At 71.7% G+C, this 18,019-nt stretch carries 12 protein-coding genes and 1 riboswitch; of the genes, 5 read left to right on the top strand and 7 right to left on the bottom strand.

Features of this window, described 5'->3' with window-relative positions:
* Positions 1-64: 64 nt before the first annotated feature.
* From CCO03_RS15445 to CCO03_RS15430, 4 genes are all read right to left on the bottom strand, one after another.
* Complete coding sequence (locus CCO03_RS15445) at positions 65-4,273, bottom strand: amino acid adenylation domain-containing protein (RefSeq protein WP_236903871.1); 4,209 nt, start codon at positions 4,271-4,273, stop codon at positions 65-67.
* A gap of 14 nt (positions 4,274-4,287) precedes the next feature.
* A complete protein-coding gene (locus CCO03_RS15440; RefSeq protein WP_087282475.1) occupies positions 4,288-4,524 on the bottom strand; it encodes a phosphopantetheine-binding protein in 237 nt (78 codons plus the stop codon).
* A 9-nt stretch (positions 4,525-4,533) separates the two neighbouring features.
* Entirely contained in the window at positions 4,534-6,195 is a 1,662-nt protein-coding gene (locus tag CCO03_RS15435; RefSeq protein WP_087282473.1) for a (2,3-dihydroxybenzoyl)adenylate synthase, read from the bottom strand.
* A gap of 87 nt (positions 6,196-6,282) precedes the next feature.
* Positions 6,283-7,515 carry an MFS transporter gene (locus CCO03_RS15430; protein ID WP_205690320.1) on the bottom strand — a complete coding sequence of 411 codons (1,233 nt, stop codon included), beginning with the start codon at positions 7,513-7,515 and terminating at the stop codon, positions 6,283-6,285.
* 306 nt (positions 7,516-7,821) lie between these two features.
* On the opposite strand from CCO03_RS15430, the gene CCO03_RS15425 reads away from it, so the two are divergent.
* The 4 genes from CCO03_RS15425 to CCO03_RS15410 are packed head-to-tail and all read left to right on the top strand — an operon-like array spanning position 7,822 to position 12,027.
* Entirely contained in the window at positions 7,822-8,985 is a 1,164-nt protein-coding gene (locus CCO03_RS15425; RefSeq protein WP_205690319.1) for an ABC transporter substrate-binding protein, read from the top strand.
* The gene (locus tag CCO03_RS15420) at positions 8,982-10,055 is read left to right on the top strand and encodes a FecCD family ABC transporter permease (protein ID WP_087282472.1); all 1,074 of its coding nucleotides are present in this window, start codon (positions 8,982-8,984) and stop codon (positions 10,053-10,055) included. The genes CCO03_RS15425 and CCO03_RS15420 overlap by 4 nt, the downstream gene beginning before the upstream one ends.
* Positions 10,052-10,906: an ABC transporter ATP-binding protein gene (locus CCO03_RS15415; RefSeq protein ID WP_087282470.1), complete on the top strand. Its 855-nt coding sequence runs from the start codon at positions 10,052-10,054 to the stop codon at positions 10,904-10,906. The genes CCO03_RS15420 and CCO03_RS15415 overlap by 4 nt, the downstream gene beginning before the upstream one ends.
* A complete protein-coding gene (locus tag CCO03_RS15410; protein ID WP_087282468.1) occupies positions 10,903-12,027 on the top strand; it encodes an alpha/beta hydrolase in 1,125 nt (374 codons plus the stop codon). The genes CCO03_RS15415 and CCO03_RS15410 overlap by 4 nt, the downstream gene beginning before the upstream one ends.
* A gap of 588 nt (positions 12,028-12,615) precedes the next feature.
* On the opposite strand, the gene CCO03_RS15405 is transcribed toward CCO03_RS15410, so the two are convergent.
* From CCO03_RS15405 to CCO03_RS15395, 3 genes are all read right to left on the bottom strand, one after another.
* On the bottom strand, positions 12,616-14,076 hold the full coding sequence (locus CCO03_RS15405) for a YncE family protein (protein WP_087282466.1): 1,461 nt from the start codon (positions 14,074-14,076) through the stop codon (positions 12,616-12,618).
* 233 nt (positions 14,077-14,309) lie between these two features.
* A complete protein-coding gene (trmB, locus tag CCO03_RS15400) occupies positions 14,310-15,113 on the bottom strand; it encodes a tRNA (guanosine(46)-N7)-methyltransferase TrmB (RefSeq protein ID WP_087282464.1) in 804 nt (267 codons plus the stop codon).
* Between the two features lie 368 nt (positions 15,114-15,481).
* Positions 15,482-16,447 carry a bile acid:sodium symporter family protein gene (locus tag CCO03_RS15395; protein WP_087284785.1) on the bottom strand — a complete coding sequence of 322 codons (966 nt, stop codon included), beginning with the start codon at positions 16,445-16,447 and terminating at the stop codon, positions 15,482-15,484.
* Positions 16,448-16,852: 405 nt separating this feature from the next.
* Positions 16,853-17,051, top strand: a riboswitch (yybP-ykoY riboswitch).
* A 17-nt stretch (positions 17,052-17,068) separates the two neighbouring features.
* Between CCO03_RS15395 and CCO03_RS15390 the strand changes: the two genes are divergently transcribed.
* Positions 17,069-17,647, top strand: a complete 579-nt coding sequence (locus CCO03_RS15390; RefSeq protein WP_087282462.1) for a TMEM165/GDT1 family protein — start codon at positions 17,069-17,071, stop codon at positions 17,645-17,647.
* Positions 17,648-18,019 lie beyond the last annotated feature (372 nt).

Raw genomic sequence — 18,019 nt, 5'->3', positions numbered from 1 at the left:
ATGAAAAAAAATTGGGGTATGGGTCTGTTGCCGTTCATGAAAAAACGGCAAAGGGTGGATACTGCTAGGTGATGGGCGCTCGCGCGGACAAGCCTGCGGCCGAAGCCGGCGCCGTGGCCACTGACTCACCGACTGGCTTGCCATCCGGTACGCCAGGCGAAGCGCCGTCCGGGTTGCCGTCTGGCATGCCATTCGGCACGCCATTCGGTACGCCGTTCAGTGCGCAGGGCGGCGGTTCGCCCGCGTCCCAGGCCCGCAGGCGGGCCTGCAGCAGCGGCGCGATGCAGGCTGTGGCCTCGGCGCCCGTCATCTGCGCGTGCAGCAGCGGCACGGCCAGCGCGTCGACCCGCTGCGCATAGGGTGCCCAGGTGCTGGCCTGCAGCTGGGGTTTGTCGGCGTGGTCGGCCGCGGCGCGGATGTGGGTCAGCGTGCCGGCCATGGGCGCGTGCGTGTGCTGGCGAATCAGGCGGTTGGTGTCCGTCACCACGCGCACCACGCCGGCCAGGGCCTCGGGCGGCAGGTTGCCCAAAGCGCTGTCGCCGGCGCGCAGGAAGGCGATGAGCTGATCCTGGGTCTCGAGTTCGGGGTGGCCTTCGGGGTCGTAGCCGGCGATCGCGAGCAGCGCGCGCAGCGCCTGTTGGGGGGTGGGCTCGGGTTCGTGGCGCCAGCAGTCGGCGGGGTAGGCGTCCAGCAGGGCCACCAGGCCCACGGCCCGGCCCCGGCGCTGCAGGGCCACGGCCACGGCTTGCGCCAGGATGCCGCCCACCGACCAGCCGGCCAGGTGGACGGGGCCCGCGCCGGCCGGGCCTCGGGACAGCTCGTCCACGAGGCTGGCGTAGCGCTCGGCCAGCGCGTCAATGCTGGGGGGCAGCGGCTGGGCCGGGTCGAGCGCGGGCGACTGGATGCCCCACACGCTGCGGCCGCCGGTGGCCTGGTCCAGGGCCCGATCTGCGCCAGCTTGCGCGTTGGGGTTTGCGAGCGCGCGCGCCAGCAGGCGGTAGCCCCAGGCGATGCCGCCGGCCGGGTGGATGAGGAACAGCGGCGGCCGGGACGGGTCGCCCGCCGCGAGCTGGATCAGGGGTTTGAGCCCGCTGTCGAAACGCACCTGTTCGCTGTCGATGGCGGCGGCCAGGGCCGCCACGGTGGGCGCCTCGAACAGCGCGCCGAGGCCGGGGTTGCGGTGCCAGCGTGCTTCGATCTGCAGCAGCAGCTGCACGGCGGCCAGCGAATCGCCGCCCAGGCTGAAGAAATCGGCCTCGCTGCCCAGCGCGGTGCCGGGCGGCAGGCCCAGCAACTCGGCGAACAGCGCCGCCAGGGCCTGCTCGGTGGGGGTCGCCAGCGCCCGGCCCGAGGCATGGTCGGCGCCGGCCAGCACGGGCGCCGGCAAGGCCTGGCGGTCGAGCTTGCCATTGGCGGTCACGGGCCAGTCGGCCAGGGGCACGATGGCGGCCGGCACCATGTAGTCGGGCAGGCGCGCGGCCAGGCGCTGGCGCAGCCGGGTTGCCAGGTCGTCGGCATCGGTGCCCGTGTCGGGGGCAGCCTGCACATAGGCCACGAGGCGGCCGCCCTCGCCGTGGGCCGCGTCCTGGCGCAGCAGGACTTCGGCGCGCGCGACGAGGCCGGTGGCCTGCAGGGCGGCTTCGATGTCACCGAGCTCGATGCGCAGGCCGCGCAGCTTGACCTGGTGGTCGCTGCGGCCCAGGAAGACCACGGCGCCGTCGTCCAGCCGCCAGCGCGCGACGTCGCCGGTTCTATAGAGCCGCTCGCCGGGCCGGTGCGGGTCGGGCACGAAACGCTCGGCCGTGAGGTCGTCGCGCCCCACGTAGCCGCGCGCCAGCTGCACGCCGCCCAGGTACAGATCGCCAGGCACGTCCGGGGGCTGTGGCCGCAGCTGCGCGTCCAGCACATACAGGCGCGTGTTCCAGGTCGGAAAGCCGATGGGCACGGGGTGGCTGCGGTCGTCGGCCGAGGCCGGCCACCAGCTCACGTCCACAGCGGCCTCGGTGGGGCCGTAGAGGTTGTGCAGCTCGCTGGTCAGCGTGGCGTGCAGGCGGTCGCGCAAGGCAGCGGGCAGCGCTTCGCCGCTGCAGAAGATGCGCTGCAGCACGAGACCGCGCGCATCGGGGTGGGCGAGGAAGGCGGCCAGCATGGACGGCACGAAATGGCAGGTGCCGATGCGCTGCGTGCGGATGAGCCGCGCCAGCCAGGCGGGGTCGCGGTGGGCCTCGGGCGGCGCAACGACCAGCGTGGCGCCCGTGATCAGCGGCAGGAAGAACTCCCAGACCGAGACGTCGAAGGTGGCGGGCGTCTTTTGCAGGATGCGCTCGCCGGGCTGGAAGCCGTAGTGCGTGCGCATCCATTCCAGCCGGTTGACGATGGCCTGGTGCTCGATGAGCACGCCCTTGGGTTCGCCGGTGGAGCCCGAGGTGTAGATGACGTAGGCGGCGTCCCGCGGCGCCGGTGCCGTGGTGGCCGCACCGGCTGGGTCGGTCTGCAGCGGCCAGTCCTGCGGGTGCAGCTGCGGCAGCGTGGCGGGCAGGCGCCCGGCGTCCTCGGGGCGCACCAGCACGCACCGCGGCTGCGCCAGCTGCGCCACGCGCGCCAGGCGTTCGGGCGGGTGCGCCAGGTCCAGCGGCAGGTAGGCACCGCCGGCGCGCAGCACGGCGACCAGCGCCACGGGCAGCTTGAGCGAGCGCGGCAGCGCCACGGCCACCAGGCTGTCGCGCCCCACGCCGCGCGCGCGCAGGGCACCGGCCAGGGCCTGCGTGCGGCGATCCAGCTCGGCATAGCTCAGCGTCTGGCCGTCGAACTCGAGCGCGATGGCGTCGGGGCGCTGCGCCATCTGCGCCTCGATCAGTGCCGTCAGCGTGGTGGCTGGCACGGCGTGGTCGGTGGCGTTCAGCGTGACCAGGTGGCGCTGGGCCTCCTCGGGGCTGGCCAGCGGCACATCGGCCGTGGTGCCGCCGCGGGCCAGGGTGTCGAGCGCGGCCTGCAGGAAATGCGGCAGGCGCGCCAGGTGCGCTTGGGCCGCGGCCAGCGGGTAGAGGTCGGGGTTGGCCTCGACCTCCAGCGCCAGGTGCGGGCCGTGGCCGCGAAAGCCCAGGGTCAGGTCGTCGATGGGGCCGGTGCCGAGCACGTCCAGCCGCGTGTCCAGGCCCGGCAGCACCAGCGGCTGGTAGAAGGGCTGCACGTTGATGAGGGCGGCGTGCAGGCGGCGCTGGCCGCCCAGCAGGCCCAGGTCGCGGCGCAGCTGTTCGCTGCGGTAGCGGCCATGGCGGCGGGCGCGCAGCTGTGCGGTGGCCAGCGCCTCGATGAACTCGGCCAGGGGTTGCTCGGGCCGGGCCGCCACGGTCAGCGGCAGCACGTTCATGGTGATGGCGCTGGCGCGCGCGGCCACGTTGCCCAGGCGGCCCATGAAGGGCAGGCCCAGCACGGTGGCCTCGGCGCCGGCCATGCGTTGGCAGTACAGGGCGGTGAGGGCCGTCAGCAGATCGGGCCAGCCCAGGTCGGCCTGCGTGGCCTGCGCCCGCAGCTGGGCGTAGAGGCCGGGCGGCAACGCGGTGGCCAGGCGGTGGCAGTGGTGGGCGGCCACGGCGCGGCCGGCGGCCAGGCCGGCCACCTCGGGCATGGGGGTGAAGGCCTCGCGCCAGAAGGCCGCGTCCTGCGCGCGCTTGGCGCTGGTGCGCCAGGCCAGGTCGTCAGCCACCACGGCGGCGAACGGCGTCAGCGGCTGGCGCGCCGTGCCCGGGGCCAGCTGCAGCGCATACAGCTCGGCCACGCGCTGGCTCCACAGCGCCATGGCGTAGCCGTCGGTGGCCAGGTGGTGGGCGCGCTGGTACCAGCCAAAGCGCTGCTCGCCCAGCGTGAACAGGATCTGGCGGCCCAGCGGGTCGCGCGTGGGGTCCAGCGGGGTCAGCAGGTCGGCCTGCATGGCGGCCCGCGCGGCGGCCTCGGGGTCGGCGGCCTGGCTCAGGTCCACGTGTTCGAGGGCCGGGCTGCGCGCCGGGTCCAGCCACTGCTCGGGCCCGGCCGGGGTGTCGCGCAGGACCAGCGCCAGCGATTCGCACTCGCGGGCGGCCTGGGCGCAGGCCTGGGCAAAGGCGGGCCGGTTCAGCGCGCCCGTGATCCACAGCGCATGGGCGCAGTTGAAGCTGGGGTTGCCGGGGTCCAGCCGCTGGGCGTACCACAGCCCCGATTGGGCTTCGGTCAGCGGCCAGCGCGGGGGCTCGGCGGGGGGCTCGAGGGTGGACAAGGGCTCAGCAGACACGGACACGCGGCTTCCTCAGGTCATTGCGGCTGGCGCTGCTGGATGAGGCGCCACCAGCCGTTCAGCGAGGTCTCGGCGGCGATTTCCATCACGTCCACGTTCAGGCCGTCGGCGTTCCAGGCCATGAACAGGTCCAGCAGCCGCATGGAGTCCAGGCCCCAGTCCATCAGGTTGTCGTCCAGGCCGATGGCCTCGGGGTCTTCGCGCAGCATGCGGGCCACGTCGGCGCGCATGCGTTCCAGGGTGAAAGTGCTCATGGTGTTGCTTTACTGGCTGTCTTGCTGGCTCAGGAACTCGGCACGCAGGCGCGCACGCAGCTCCTTGCGGCTGGTCTTGCCCACGGCGGTGATGTCGAAGGCCTCGACGAACACGATCTGGTCGGGAATCTTGAACGCCGCCACGCCGCGCGTGCGCATCCAGGCCTTGATCTCGGGTGGCCGCGGCCGGGTGTCGCCGCGCGGGATGACGAAGGCGCAGCTGCGCTCGCCCAGGTAGTCGTCGGGGATGGAGACCACCGCCACGTCGAAGACCTGGGGATGGGCCAGCAGGTGGTCTTCGACCTCCTCGGCCGACACCTTTTCGCCGGCGCGGTTGATGTGGTCGTGCGCGCGGCCCTGCACGACGAGGTAGCCGCCGGGCTTGCGCAGCACCATGTCGCCGGTGCGGTAAAAGCCGTCGGCCGTGAACGAGCGGGCGTTGGCTGCGGGTTCGTTGTGGTAGCCGCGGATGGTGTAGGGCCCGCGGGTCAGCAGGTAGCCGACCTCGCCGTCGGGCACGGGCTGGCCGGCGTCGTCCACCACCAGCACCTCGTCGTCGGGGCTGATGGGGCGGCCCTGGGTGGTGAGGAGGGTGTCCTCGTCGTCGTCCAGGCGCGTGTAGTTGACCAGGCCCTCGGCCATGCCGAACACCTGCTGCAGCTTGACCGGCAGGCCGGCGATGACGCGGCGCGCGGCCTCGGGCGTGAGCTTGGCGCCGCCGACTTGCAGCACGCGCAGGCTGGAGAGGTCGTGCTGCGTGGTGGCAGCGGCCTGGGCCCAGAGCAGGGCCAGCGGCGGCACCAGGCCCAGGTCGGTCACGCGTTCGCGCGCGATCAAGGCAAAGGCCACGTCGGGCGAGGGCGAGGGCGACAGCACCACGGTGCCGCCCGCGTGGAACACGCCGAACGCGCCTGGCGAGCTCATGGGGAAGTTGTGCGCGGCCGGCAGGGCCACGAGGTAGACCGAGTCCTGCGTGATGCCGCAGATCTCGTTGCTGGCGCGGAAGCTGTAGATGTAGTCGTCGTGCGTGCGCGGGATGAGTTTGGACAGGCCCGTGGAGCCGCCCGAGATCTGCAGGAAGGCGACCGACTGGGGATCGGGGTCGGTGGCGGGCAGCAGGGCGGCGTCGCCCTGCAGCGCCGCCAGGGCGGTGAACTCGGCCGCATCACCCGCGATGAGCACATGGCGCAGCGTGGGCACGTCGGGCAAGGCCTGCAGCTCGCGCGCCAGCAGCCGGTGGTCGTAGCCGTCCAGGCGGTCCAGCGTGATGTAGGCCGTGGCTTCGGCCTTGCGCACGAAGTGGGCGATTTCGGTGATGCGGTGCGCGGCCAGCGCGTAGACCGGCACCAGCCCGGCGCGGAACAGCGCCCAGACCACGGCGTAGAAATGGGCCGTGTTGCCCAACTGAACCACCACGCGGTCGCCCGGCTGCAGGCCGTGCGCGAGCAAGCCGGCGGCGAGTTGCTCGGCCCGCTGCCACAGCGCGGCGTAGGTCCAGCGCTCGTCGCCGGCGACCACGGCCGTGCGCGTGGCAAACCGCTGGGCGCGCTCGCGCAGCATGGCGGGGAAGGTGTCGCCGCGCCAGTGGCCGGCGGCGCGGTAGCGGGCCACGAATTCAGGTGGCCAGGTCTGGCTCAGGGGCAGCGGAGAGGGCGGTGGGGGTTCGCGCATGGGTGTCGTGGGGAATGTGAAGGTGTCAAGCAGTATGTGTCGATTGCCGTTTTGATGACAACGGGAATGGGGTGATACTGGTTTCAATCATCGGGATGTACGCAACCGAAGGTGGGTGAACAGCGCCAGGGCCCACAGCCCCGCCCCCACCAGCAGGTAGGGCAGGGACGGCGACTGCCGGTACAGCAGGGTGCCCACGATGGGGCCCAGCACCATGCCCAGGCCCTGCGCCGCAGACAGCGTGCCCGCGGCGGCGCCTTGCTCGTGCGGCTGCACGGCGTTGGCGGCCATGGCCTGGAAGTTCGGGAAGATCAGGCCCATGCCAAAGGCCATGACGCCATAGCAGCCCAGCAACATGGCCTGTGTGTGTGCGGCCGCCACGCCGGCACAGCCGGCGCCTGCGATCAGCGCGCCGAGTGCGATCCAGCGCGCCAGCGCCACGCCCTTGCAGCGCATGACGAACTGCTGCGAGACGATGAGGGCCACGCCCACGCAGGTCAGCGCCAGGCCCGCGGCCCGGGCGCCCTGGTCCACCGGCAGGCCCAGCCGGTCGATGGCGTAGAACCCCACCAGCACCTGGGCAATGGCCACCGAGCCCATGGCCGCGAAGCCGGTCAGGGCTGCGGGGCGCAGCCGGGCATCGAGCAGGCCCATGGGCCGTGCGCCCGGCGGCCGCTGGGCGCCGGCCGTGCGGCCACCCGGCAGCGCGAACCAGACCACCGTCAGGGCGATCACCGGCAAGACGGCCGCGGCATAGAGCGACCAGGCCAGGTTGTGGCCGGCCAGCCAGCCGGCTGCGGCAGGGCCCAGCACCAGACCCAACGCGTTGGCCGAGCCCAGCCTGGCCATGGCACCGGGGCGCTCGGCCGGGGTCGTGTGGTCGGCGATCAGCGCGGCGGTGGTGGGTGGCACGGCGGCGTAGAACGCGCCGATGAGCGCGCGCGCCGCCACCAGCAGCACCAGGGCGGCTGCTGCGCCGAGCTGATGGCCCAGCGCCAGGTCCATGCCCAGGGCCAGTGCCCCATAGGCCAGGGCGAAGGCGGCGAAGCCCACGAGCAGCACCGGCTTGCGCCCGTGCCGGTCGCCCACACCGCCCCACCAGCGCGCCATCAGCATCCAGAGCACACCGCCGGCCGTGACCGACAGGCCCGCGACCCATTCGGGCAGGCCGAGGCGGCGCACCAGCGGGCCGACCACGGCGACGAACGCCATCATCGCCATGGTGCCCGTCAGGGCGGCGAAGACCAGCGGCCCCATGGGCAGGGCGGGCGAACGGGGCAGCTCGGTGGCAGCCGGGATGGAAACGGTGTCCGTGCGCATGTGCAGTGGCGGCAAAGGCCGTGAAGGGCAGGGGCTCGGGCCCTGTCAGCCGGGTGAGAAAATCGGTGCGGATGCGGTGCGAGGGTGTACCATCGCCCGTAAATGCGAATGATTCGCAACTTCGATTTTAAACCAAGCCGTGCGGCCCGGGTGCCCGCCCCGCAGATCGGGCTTGGACCGACACGGGCTGGGGGCGCAGGGCGCCTGTGGCAACATCCGGAACATGACTGCAATTGGGAATCGTTCGTGATTAGAGCGTGTGATGCACTTTGGAAACCCCGCGCGCAGCGGGGAGATGCCGACCGCTTGGCGGCGGATCAGGTGGGCGGGTCGTCTCGCGTCGTCGCCGCGCCGCGCGCGGGGGCGGCAGGCCGCTGGTGGCGCCGCGCGGCGGCCCTGGGCGGCCTGGTGGGATCGCTGCTGGTGGCGGGGCCGGCCATGGCCGCCCAGCTGACCGACCTGCGCGGCCGCACCGTCACCGTGCCCGACCAGGTGCGCAAGGTCTCGATCGACGATGGGCGTTTCCTGGTCGCGCTGGCCTTGATCGAGGCCGACCCGGTCAAGCCGTTGGCCGCCTGGCCGCGCGACGTGCACCGCATCGGCGAGGCCACCTACCAGCAGTACCTGGCCAAGTTTCCCGCGCTGGGCAAGCTGCCGCAGGTGGCCAGCTCGGCCGGCAGCTTCAACCTCGAAGCCGTGCTGGCGGCGGCGCCTGACGTGGCGGTGGTCTCGGTCGGCTCCGGCCCCACCGAGGCCCAGATCAGCCAGCTGCAGGCCGCCGGCATCCCGGTGGTGTTCATCGACTTCTTCGACAACCCCTTCAAGAACCAGGAGCGCAGCCTGCGCATCCTGGGCCAGCTGACCGGCGGGCTGGCCAAGGCCGACGCCTACATCGCCTTCCGGCGGCAGCACCTGGACAAGATCGCCCAGCGCGTGGCCAAGCTGCCCGCCAAGGACCGCCCCACGGTGTTCCTCGAGGCGCATGCCGGCATGACCAAGGACTGCTGCAATTCGCCCGGCCGCGGCAACATGGGCGAGTACATCGATTTCGTCGGCGGCCACAACATCGGCGCCGACGTGCTCAAGGCGCCCACGGGCAAGCTGAACCTCGAGTACGTCATGTCGCGCGACCCCCAGGTCTACATCGCCACGGGCGGCGCGCACCTGGACAAGGCCGGCGGCCTGGTGTTGGGCGCGGGCTATGACGCCGCCCGGGCGCGCGCCTCGCTGGCCGGCATCGCCAAGCGGCAGGGCATTGCCCAGCTGTCGGCCGTCAAGCGCGGCAACGCCCACGGCCTGGCGCACCAGCTCATCAACTCGCCCATCGACATCGTGGCCATCGAGGCCTTTGCCACCTGGGTGCACCCCGAGCTGTTCCGCGACGTGGACCCGGCCAAGACGCTGGCCGAGATCAACCAGCGCTTTCTGGCGGTGCCCTACCAGGGCGCGGGCTGGGTGAGCCTGAAATGAGCGCGGTGTCCTCCGGGGTCGCGCCGGTGAGCGCGGGCGAGGTGCTGGCCCTATACCGGCGCCTGGTGATGCGCCGGGTGCTCATCGTGGCCGTGCTGGCGCTGCTGTGCGCGGGGGCCTTCCTGCTCGACCTGGTCACCGGCCCGTCAGCGCTGACGCCGGCCGAGGTGCTGGGCGGTCTGTGGTCGAGCGAGGGCCTGTCGCCGCCGCAGCTGGCCATCATCTGGCAGGTGCGCCTGCCCTATGCGCTGATGGCGGTGCTGGTGGGCGCCGCGCTGGCGCTGGCCGGGGCCGAGATGCAGACCATCCTGAACAACCCGCTGGCCAGCCCGTTCACGCTCGGCGTGTCGTCGGCGGCCTCGTTCGGCGCCGCGCTGGCCATCGTGCTGGGCCTGAGCCTGCCGTGGGTGCCGGCCGAATGGATGGTGCCGCTCAACGCCTTCGTGTTCGCCTTTGGCTCGGTGCTGCTGCTGCAGATGATGGCGCGGCGCCGCAGCGCGGGCGTGGAAACCGTGGTGCTGCTGGGCATCGCCCTGGTGTTTGCCTTCAACGCGCTGGTGGCGCTGGTGCAGTTCGTGTCCTCGCAAGAGGCCTTGCAGCAGCTGGTGTTCTGGAGCATGGGCTCGCTCTCGCGGGCCAGCTGGCAGCACGTGGGGGTGCTGGCCGTGGTGCTGGCGCTGGTGACGCCGTTCTCGCTGCTGGCGGCGGGGCGGCTGACCTCGCTGCGCCTGGGCGAAGACCGCGCGCGCAGCTTCGGCGTGGATGTCGGGCGCCTGCGCTTCCTGGCCCTGGTGCGCGTGAGCCTGCTGGCTGCCACCTCGGTGGCCTTTGCGGGCACCATCGGCTTCATCGGCCTGGTGGGGCCGCACATGGCGCGCATGCTGCTGGGCGAGGACCACCGCTTCCTGCTGCCGGCCAGCCTGCTGTGTGGCTCGCTCATCATGTCGCTGGCCTCGGTGGCCAGCAAAACGCTGGTGCCCGGCGCGCTGATGCCGGTCGGCATCGTCACCGCCATTGTGGGCGTGCCCGTGTTCCTGTTCCTCATCTTCCGCACGCCGGGGCGCTCATGAGTCACACCCCTTTGAACGGCGCCGTGGCGCACGCCGGCGATGCGCTGCAGGTGCGTGGCCTGTCCACCGGTTACCGCGACCGCCAGATCATCCGCCAGGTGGACCTGCCCACCTTCCGACCCGGCGAGGTGCACGCGCTGCTGGGCCCCAACGCGGCCGGCAAAAGCACGCTGATGCGCGCCCTGGCTGGCCTGCAGCCGGCCACGGGTTCGGTGCGGCTGGGCGTGCAGGAGCTGATCGGCCTGTCGCTGGCCGAGCACGCCCGCCGCGTGACCTACATGCCGCAGACCCTGCCGCAAGGCGTGGCGCTCAGCGTGCTGGAAAGCGTGCTGGGGGCGCTGCGGGCCTCGGCCACCGGCGACCCGGCCGTGGGCGCGGGCCCCGCCTCGCACGCCGCCAGCGAGCAGCGCGCCGTCGCCATCCTCGAGCGTGTGGGCATCCTGCACCTGGCCCTGGAAGGGCTGGACCACCTCTCGGGCGGGCAGCGTCAGCTCGTCTCGCTCGCGCAATCGCTGGTGCGCGAGCCGCGTGTGCTGCTGCTCGACGAACCCATCAGTGCGCTCGACCTGCAGCACCAGCTGCGCGTGATGCGGCTGGTGCAGGAGCTGGCGCGCGAGCGCGGCATGATCGCCATCCTTGTGCTGCACGACCTGCAGATCGCCGCGCGCTGGTCGGATGGCGTGGTCATGCTGTCGCAAGGCGCGGTGGTGGCCATGGGCACGCCGGCCGAGGCCATCACCCCGGCCACGCTGGCGCGCGTCTATGGCGTGCAGGCCCGCGTCGAACACTGCTCGCGCGGCGGCCTGCAGATCATGGTGGACGACGTGCTGCCGGCCGAGGCGGCGGCATGAGCGGCCCACCAACGGCCCGACCGCTGCCACCCGGCGCGGCATCAGCGGCACCGGTGACGCCCCTGGCGGCCAATGCCGGGCCGGCCCCCTGGCCCGCGTTGACCTGGCCCGGCACGCAGGTGCGCCGCCTGCAGTCGGCGCAGGGCGCGCGCTACCAGGTGACGGTGTGGCTGCCGCCCGGTGACGCGCCACCCGGCGGCTTCGACGCGCTGGTGGTGCTCGACGCCAACGCGCTGTTCGGCACCTTCGTCGAGGCCGTGCGCCGCTCCAGCCGCCGACCCGATGCCACCGGCATCGCGCCCGCTGCCGTGATCGGCATCGCGCACGAGGGCGACGCGCTGTTTGCCGACAGCCTGCGGCGGCGCGATTACACCGCCGGCCCGCCCGCGAACGAGGCCCCCCCGGCAGACGGCAGCGCTGGCGGCGCGGCCGATTTCCTGGCCTTCATCGCCGACGCGCTCATGCCGCAGCTGTGCCGCGAGCTGCCGCTGAACCCCGCGCGCCAGACCTTGTTCGGCCATTCGCTGGCCGGGCATTTCGTGCTGCAGGCGCTGGCGGCGCGGCCGCAGGCCTTCCGCACCTGGGCCGCCATCAGCCCCTCGATCTGGTGGGACGAAGCGGGCTTGCGCGCCGCGCTGCAGGCTGCGCTGGCCGGGGAGCGTGGGGGCGATCTGCCACAGCGAAGGGCCGCTCCCGAGCCAGGCATGGCCCCCCCGGGGGGCGCCCGGCGCAGGGGCAGTGGACCAGGCGAAGCCGGGGAGCGTGGGGGCGATCTGCCGCAGCGCAGGGCCGCTCCCGAGCCAGGCACGGCCCCCCCGGGGGGCAGCGGACCAGGCGAAGCCGGGGAGCGTGGGGGCTTGGATGCGCTTCCGCGCGTGTTCCTGGCCGTGGGCGAATGGGAAGAGGCCGTGCCGCCCTGGCAGCGGCAGCACCCGGGTTACGAGCAGCTGGTGGCCCGCCGGGCGCAGCGCCGCATGGTGGCCAGCGCGCGCGAACTGGCGGCCGACCTGGCGCGGTGGCTGGACGCGTCGCGTGTCGCCTTCCGCCTCTTTCCCGAAGAAGACCACGCCTCCATCCTCATGGTGGCCGTGCAGCGCACGCTGCGCTTTGCGTCAATGTGAATGGAGTATGCCTCGGTCGCCTTTGTTTAGAAAACGGCGATCAATGGATACTGTGAAGGATGCGTCGAAGAGGTCGCCAGCGCCTGATGGGGTCATCCAGCAGGTGCGCCCAGCGCAGCTCGGCCAGCACCGGGCCGGGCTGCCCGTTTCCAACCACGTCCTGAGTGAAGCCTGGCCTGACCTGCGGTGCGCGCGAAGGCCGACGCTTTCACCGCCGTGGGCTGCCGTTCCACCGGCCATGGTGGCCGACGCCCAGCCGGCCATGCGGTGGCGATCAGCGGCACGCGTGCCAGCGCCACGCCCTGGCCCGCCCGCGGGGCCTGCATCATCTGGAATGGCGTGCGGGGCTCTCCGAAGTGCTGCCAACTCGGCGGCGTTGGGTGCGCAGGCTGAGCGTGCCCGTGTGCCTGTTGGCTAGCCAGGTGCCGACATCATGCCGTGTTGATGTCGAATGGAAGACAGTATCGGTCGATGCCCGATGATCAGAAAACGGTCATGGATCGATACTGTGCAAGAAACAGGCCCAGGTGCAACGCACCCGGGCCTGTTCTGCAGCGGGCCGCCGCACCGGGCGGCGGGCCTCGTCGGTCAGCGCGGCGTGAGGCGGCCGATGCGATCGCCTTCGGGGTCGTTCTCGCCGCGGGCCTTGTTCACGGTCAGCAGCGTGCCCTTGTTGTCGATCACCTTCAGGTGGTTGGGGAAGGTGCCGGCGCCCAGGTTGGCGACGATCTGGCCGTTGGCGTCCACCACCGTGACCGTGCCCGAGCCGCGGTTGGCCACGTAGGCCAGGCGGCGCGAGGGGTCGAAGGTCACGTTCAGCGGACCAGCGCCGGTCTTCACGTCGTGCAGCGTCTTGCCGGTCTTGGCGTCGACGATCAGCAGGTTGTCGCTGCCTTGCGCGGCCACCAGGATGCGGTCGCCCTGGGCGTCATAGGCGATGCCCGCGGCCGAGGTCACGCCTTCGAGCGGCCACACCTTCACGACCTGGTCGGTCTTGGTGTCGATGATGGCGACTTCGGCCGTGGACAGGCTGACCACGAACAGGCGGGCGCCGGCTTCGTCCAGCGCCAGGCTCATGGGGCTGAAGTCCTTGGCGTCGGGGCCGCGGCGGGTGCTGGCGATGGCGATGGTCTTGCGCTGCGTCAGCGACTGGGTGTCGAACACCACCAGGTTGGGCTTGCCCACGGGGCTGGCGTAGGCCTTGCCGCGTTGCTCGTCGACGACCACGTCACGGCCATGGGGCACGACGCCGGGCTCGAACTGCTTGACCAGCTTCAGGTCGGACTGGCGGTAGACGGCCACGGTGTTCTGGCGGGTGTTGGTGACCCAGACCGTGCCGTGGGCGTCGTCCACGTCCACGCCGTAGACGGCGAACACGCCAGCGGGGCCGGCGGCGCCGTCGCGCGCTGGTGCGGCGGGCGGCGTCACGCGGGCTTCGATGGCCAGCGTCTGCGGGTTCACCTTCACCAGCTCGCTGACAGTGACCGGGGGCCGGCCCACGGCCGAGGTGACGAAGGCGCGGCCGGTCTTGGCCGAGTACGCCACCTGGTACAGGCCGCGCACCAGCGGCTGGTACTGGGCGTCGAAGCGGTCCTGGCCGCTCAGGGCCACGTTGGGCGAGATCTTGAGCGGCACCAGCAGCGACGCCGCCGGGTTGGCGGCGCTGGCGACCAGCGAGTAACGACCGGCGGCGGCCTGGGCCGGCAGCGTGAACTGGGTGCGGAAGGTGCCATCGGCGCCCACGGTGGCAGGTTCACCCAGCACCACACCGCCGTAGCTCAGCGTGACCTTCTGGCCGGCCGTGAAGTTGCTGCCTGCGAGCGTGACCGGCTTGCCGGCCAGCACCACCGGCGTGTCCACCACGTTGACGCGGCCCTTGAAGTTGGCGTCCTGGGCGCCGAACTGCGGCGCACTGGCCTGGGCGCCGGCCTTGGGGGCCTGGGGACCAGACGAGGCGCAGGCACCGAGGGCCAGCGCCAGGGAGGCCGCGAGGGTCGTGCGCAGCAGGCGGCCGCGCAGGGCGGGGTGGGAAGAAAGGGTTGGGCTCATGCAGACTCCGCTGAGGGATGGAAGAAACCAGGGATTCGCGCGCGCAGACGCACGAATCAATAATGCGAATGATTCGCATTGTAAGGGGCCTGGGTTTCTGCGCCAGGAAACGCTGCGAGTGCTTCAGGGTTTTGCGGCATGCATGAAGGGGTATGCGCCTGTTGCCGTTTCATCGTGAACGGCAAGATAGGGATACCCCTTGTGTCTGATGGGCGACGAGCCAGGTTCGAGTGTTACGTGCGCTCGAACACCAGGTCCCACACGCCATGGCCCAGGCGCAGGCCGCGGCGCTCGAACTTGGTTTCGGGGCGGTAGCTGGGCGTTTCGGCGTAGCCGTCGGGCGCGCTCGCCCGGTTGCTCAGCCGCGTGTTGGCGCCCAGCACGGCCAGCATCTGCTCGGCATAGGGTTGCCAGTCGGTGGCGCAGTGGATGTAGCCCCCGGGTTGGAGGTGGTCGACCAGCGTGTCGACAAAGGCTGGCTGGATGAGGCGGCGCTTGTGGTGGCGCTTTTTGTGCCAGGGGTCGGGGAAGAAGATGTGGAAGCCGTCGAGCGCGGCGGGGCCGACCATGTGGGCCAGCACCTCGACCGCGTCGTGCTGCACGATGCGGATGTTCTGCAGGCCTTGTTCGCCGACCAGTTTGAGCAGGGCGCCCACGCCGGGTTCGTGCACCTCGCAGCACAGGAAAAGCGTGTCGGACTGCAGCGCCGCGATGTGGGCAGTGGCCGTGCCCATGCCGAAGCCGATTTCCATCACCACGCGGGTGAAGGTCTGGCCCTGAGCCCGGGCCTCGGCCAGCAGCTGGGGCACGAAGTCGGGGTTGGGCGCGTAGGGGCAGACGAAGCGCGGGCCGAAGTCGGCCAGGGCCTTGGCCTGGCCGGTGGTCACGCGACCGGCGCGGGTGACGAAGCTGCGGATGCTGCGCGGGTGCGCCACGTCGTGGGGCGCCTGGGCGGGCGCCGAGGGCTCGGGTGCCGAAACTTCGGGGTCCGTGCCGGGGGGAGTCGGGGGCGCCTCAGGGGCGGTCGGGGCATTCATGGGGCGCGATTTTAGGCGGCGGCACCCGGTGCGCACCGCGGGTCGCCGCCTGGGGCTGGCGGCTTCGGCGGAGCCACGCACCCGCGCTGAGCAGACCGGCGGGGCGAACCCACTGCCGAGGGCTGGTTGGTCAAGCGACGACCCTCTGTGCGCGGCGCGGCGGTCGACGATGGCGCCGCGGGGCCCCGCAACGATGACAACGGCGTCAACGGTCGGCTGGAATGCGCAGGGCGGTATCGAGCGCCATGGCCGCGAACACATCGGCGCCCTGCGGGGGCGATGCCATCCAGCGTCGCGTGCAGCGCCGCCGGCCGAGGGGTCCAGCATCGACGCCTGTACACGCAGGTCGCGCGCCGGTGTGCCTTGCCTCAGTCGGGGCGCCGGCCGTAGCGCAGGGCCAGCTGCGCGCAGACCATGAGCTGGATCTGGTGGAACAGCATCACGGGCAGCAGCACGGGGCCGGCCATGGCGGCCGGGAACAGCACCTGGGCCATGGGCACGCCCGAGGCCAGGCTTTTCTTCGAGCCGCAGAAGACGATGGTGATCTCGTCCTCTTTCGAGAACCCCAGCTTGCGCGCCAGCAACGTGGTGCTGACCAGCACCACCGCCAGCAGCACGCAGCACAGCACCACCAGGCCGATGAGGGCGGGCCAGGGTGTCTCGCGCCACAGGCCGGCGACCACGGCCGCGCTGAAGGCGGCGTAGACCACCAGCAGGATGGAGCCCTGATCGACCACCTTGACCAGCTTGGCATGGGCCTTCACCCACTCGCCCACCCAGGGGCGCATCAGGTGACCCACCACGAAGGGCAACAGCAGCTGCAGCAGGATCTTGCCCACGGCGTCCAGCGACTGGCCCGCATGCTGGCCAGGCACCACCAGCAGGTTGACCAGCACCGGGGTGATGAACACGCCGAGCAGCGTCGAGGCCGAGGCGCTGCAGATTGCGGCTGCGACGTTGCCGCGCGCCATGGCCGTGAAGGCGATGGCCGATTGCACGGTGGCCGGCAGCACGCACAGGTACAGCACGCCCACGTACAGGTCGGGCGTCACCAGCGGCTGCAACACGGGGCGCAGTGCCCAGCCCAGCAGCGGAAAGAGCGCGAAGGTGCACAGCATGATGAGCACGTGCAGGCGCCAGTGCGTGATGCCGCCGATGATGGCCTCGCGCGACAGCTTGGCACCATGCAGGAAGAACAGCAGGCCGATGGCCACGGTGGTGATCGCCTCGAACAGCTGGGCCCCCTGGCCGTACACGGGCACAAAGCTGGCCAACAGGACCACGGTGATCAGCAACAGGGTGAAATTGTCGGGCAGGAAGCGGGGACGGGACATGGCAGGGCACACCCGCACGGGCGTGCAAACGGTGAAGGGCAGGCGGAGGAAGGCGCGCCGGCTGCGCAACCCTGGCGCCCCGATGAGCGGGCCGCGCCAGGCGGCAACCGACAGACCGCAGGCGCGATTGTGCGCCAGCGCCGAACGCGGGCCGGCGCGCGGACCTGGGTCATCGCCCTTGCATCCCGCCATGCCCATCGCGAGTCCTGCTGTCTGCGCAGCCGCCATGCGCTTCGCCGTCGGAGAGGGGCGCCGCCTCGACCCGCGACCGGCATCCCCGTGTCGGATTCAACGCCGCCCCGCGCGGGCAGGTGCTGACGACCGGTGAATGTCGGGGTGCCGGGCGCACCGGCCGTGTCCTGCGCCCGAGCGTCCCATTCGGGAGAACCCTGGGCTGCTAGAATCCCGCCCGTCATTGGGGAGTAGCTGCGCCGCAGCCCGATCAGGCCTGCCCTGGCATCGGGACCGACGGTGGCAAACGTCAACAAACTTGGCCGCACGGCCATGGCGTTTGCAGTGCATGCACCTGGCAAGACCTTTGACCACGACCCTGGCGAGAGGCCGGCAGGTGCGTGGTCAAACGCGTTCTCGCGCCGGCCCAAGAAAGACCCACCACACATCATGGAAGCCTTGCTCATCTCCACGGGCATCGTCGCGCTGGCCGAAATGGGCGACAAGACCCAGCTGCTCGCCTTCATCCTGGCGGCCCGCTTCAAAAAGCCCGCGCCCATCATCGCCGGCATCTTCGTCGCCACCTTGCTCAACCATGCCCTGGCTGGCGCCGTGGGCCAATGGGTGGCCACGGCGGTCTCGCCGTCGGTGCTGCGCTGGGTGCTGGGCCTGGCCTTCATCGCCATGGCGCTGTGGACGCTGATTCCCGACAAGCTGGACGAAGGCGACGCCCAGGTCGCGCAGCGGTTCGGCGTATTCGGCGCCACGCTGGTGACGTTCTTCCTGGCCGAGATGGGGGACAAGACGCAGATCGCCACCGTCGGCCTGGCGGCGCGTTTTCAGGCGCCGTTCATGGTCATCCTCGGCACCACGCTGGGCATGATGATCGCCAACGTGCCCGCCGTGTTCCTGGGCAACACCTTTGCCGCGCGCATCAACATGCGGCTGGTGCACGGGATTGCCGCGGCGATTTTTGCCGCGCTGGGCGTGGCCACCCTGATGGGACTGGGCGCCAGCCTGGGCTTTTGACGACACGGGGCGCGTGAACCGGCAGAACCCGGTCATGCAGCCGCCCAATCGATGCGCTCCTGAGGCCCCGCATGCGAGTCAGAGGTGGTCAGGTGGGGACACTCACCCGACACCTCGGGTTCTGTCGCCGGCCCAGGGTCGGTGAGCGGTTGTGCTCGCGCCTGTTCATGCCGCCGCGCCAGGCGGCCGCATGACCCTGACGGCTCGCCCGGGGACGCCGACCACAGGCCCACGCCGCCGAAGGCGTGCAGCGGGCTGCTGGCGGTGGTACAGGGGGTACTTGCGGAAGGCCGAAGGCAAGGAGGTGCCGGTTTCCACATCGGCGCGCGTGGACGAGGTGACGAGTGCGCTGCCCAGCGATGCCTCGAGCGC

The organism is Comamonas serinivorans, assembly GCF_002158865.1.
Classification (GTDB): domain Bacteria; phylum Pseudomonadota; class Gammaproteobacteria; order Burkholderiales; family Burkholderiaceae_C; genus Comamonas_E; species Comamonas_E serinivorans.
This window is presented reverse-complemented; position numbering and strand designations above follow the sequence as displayed.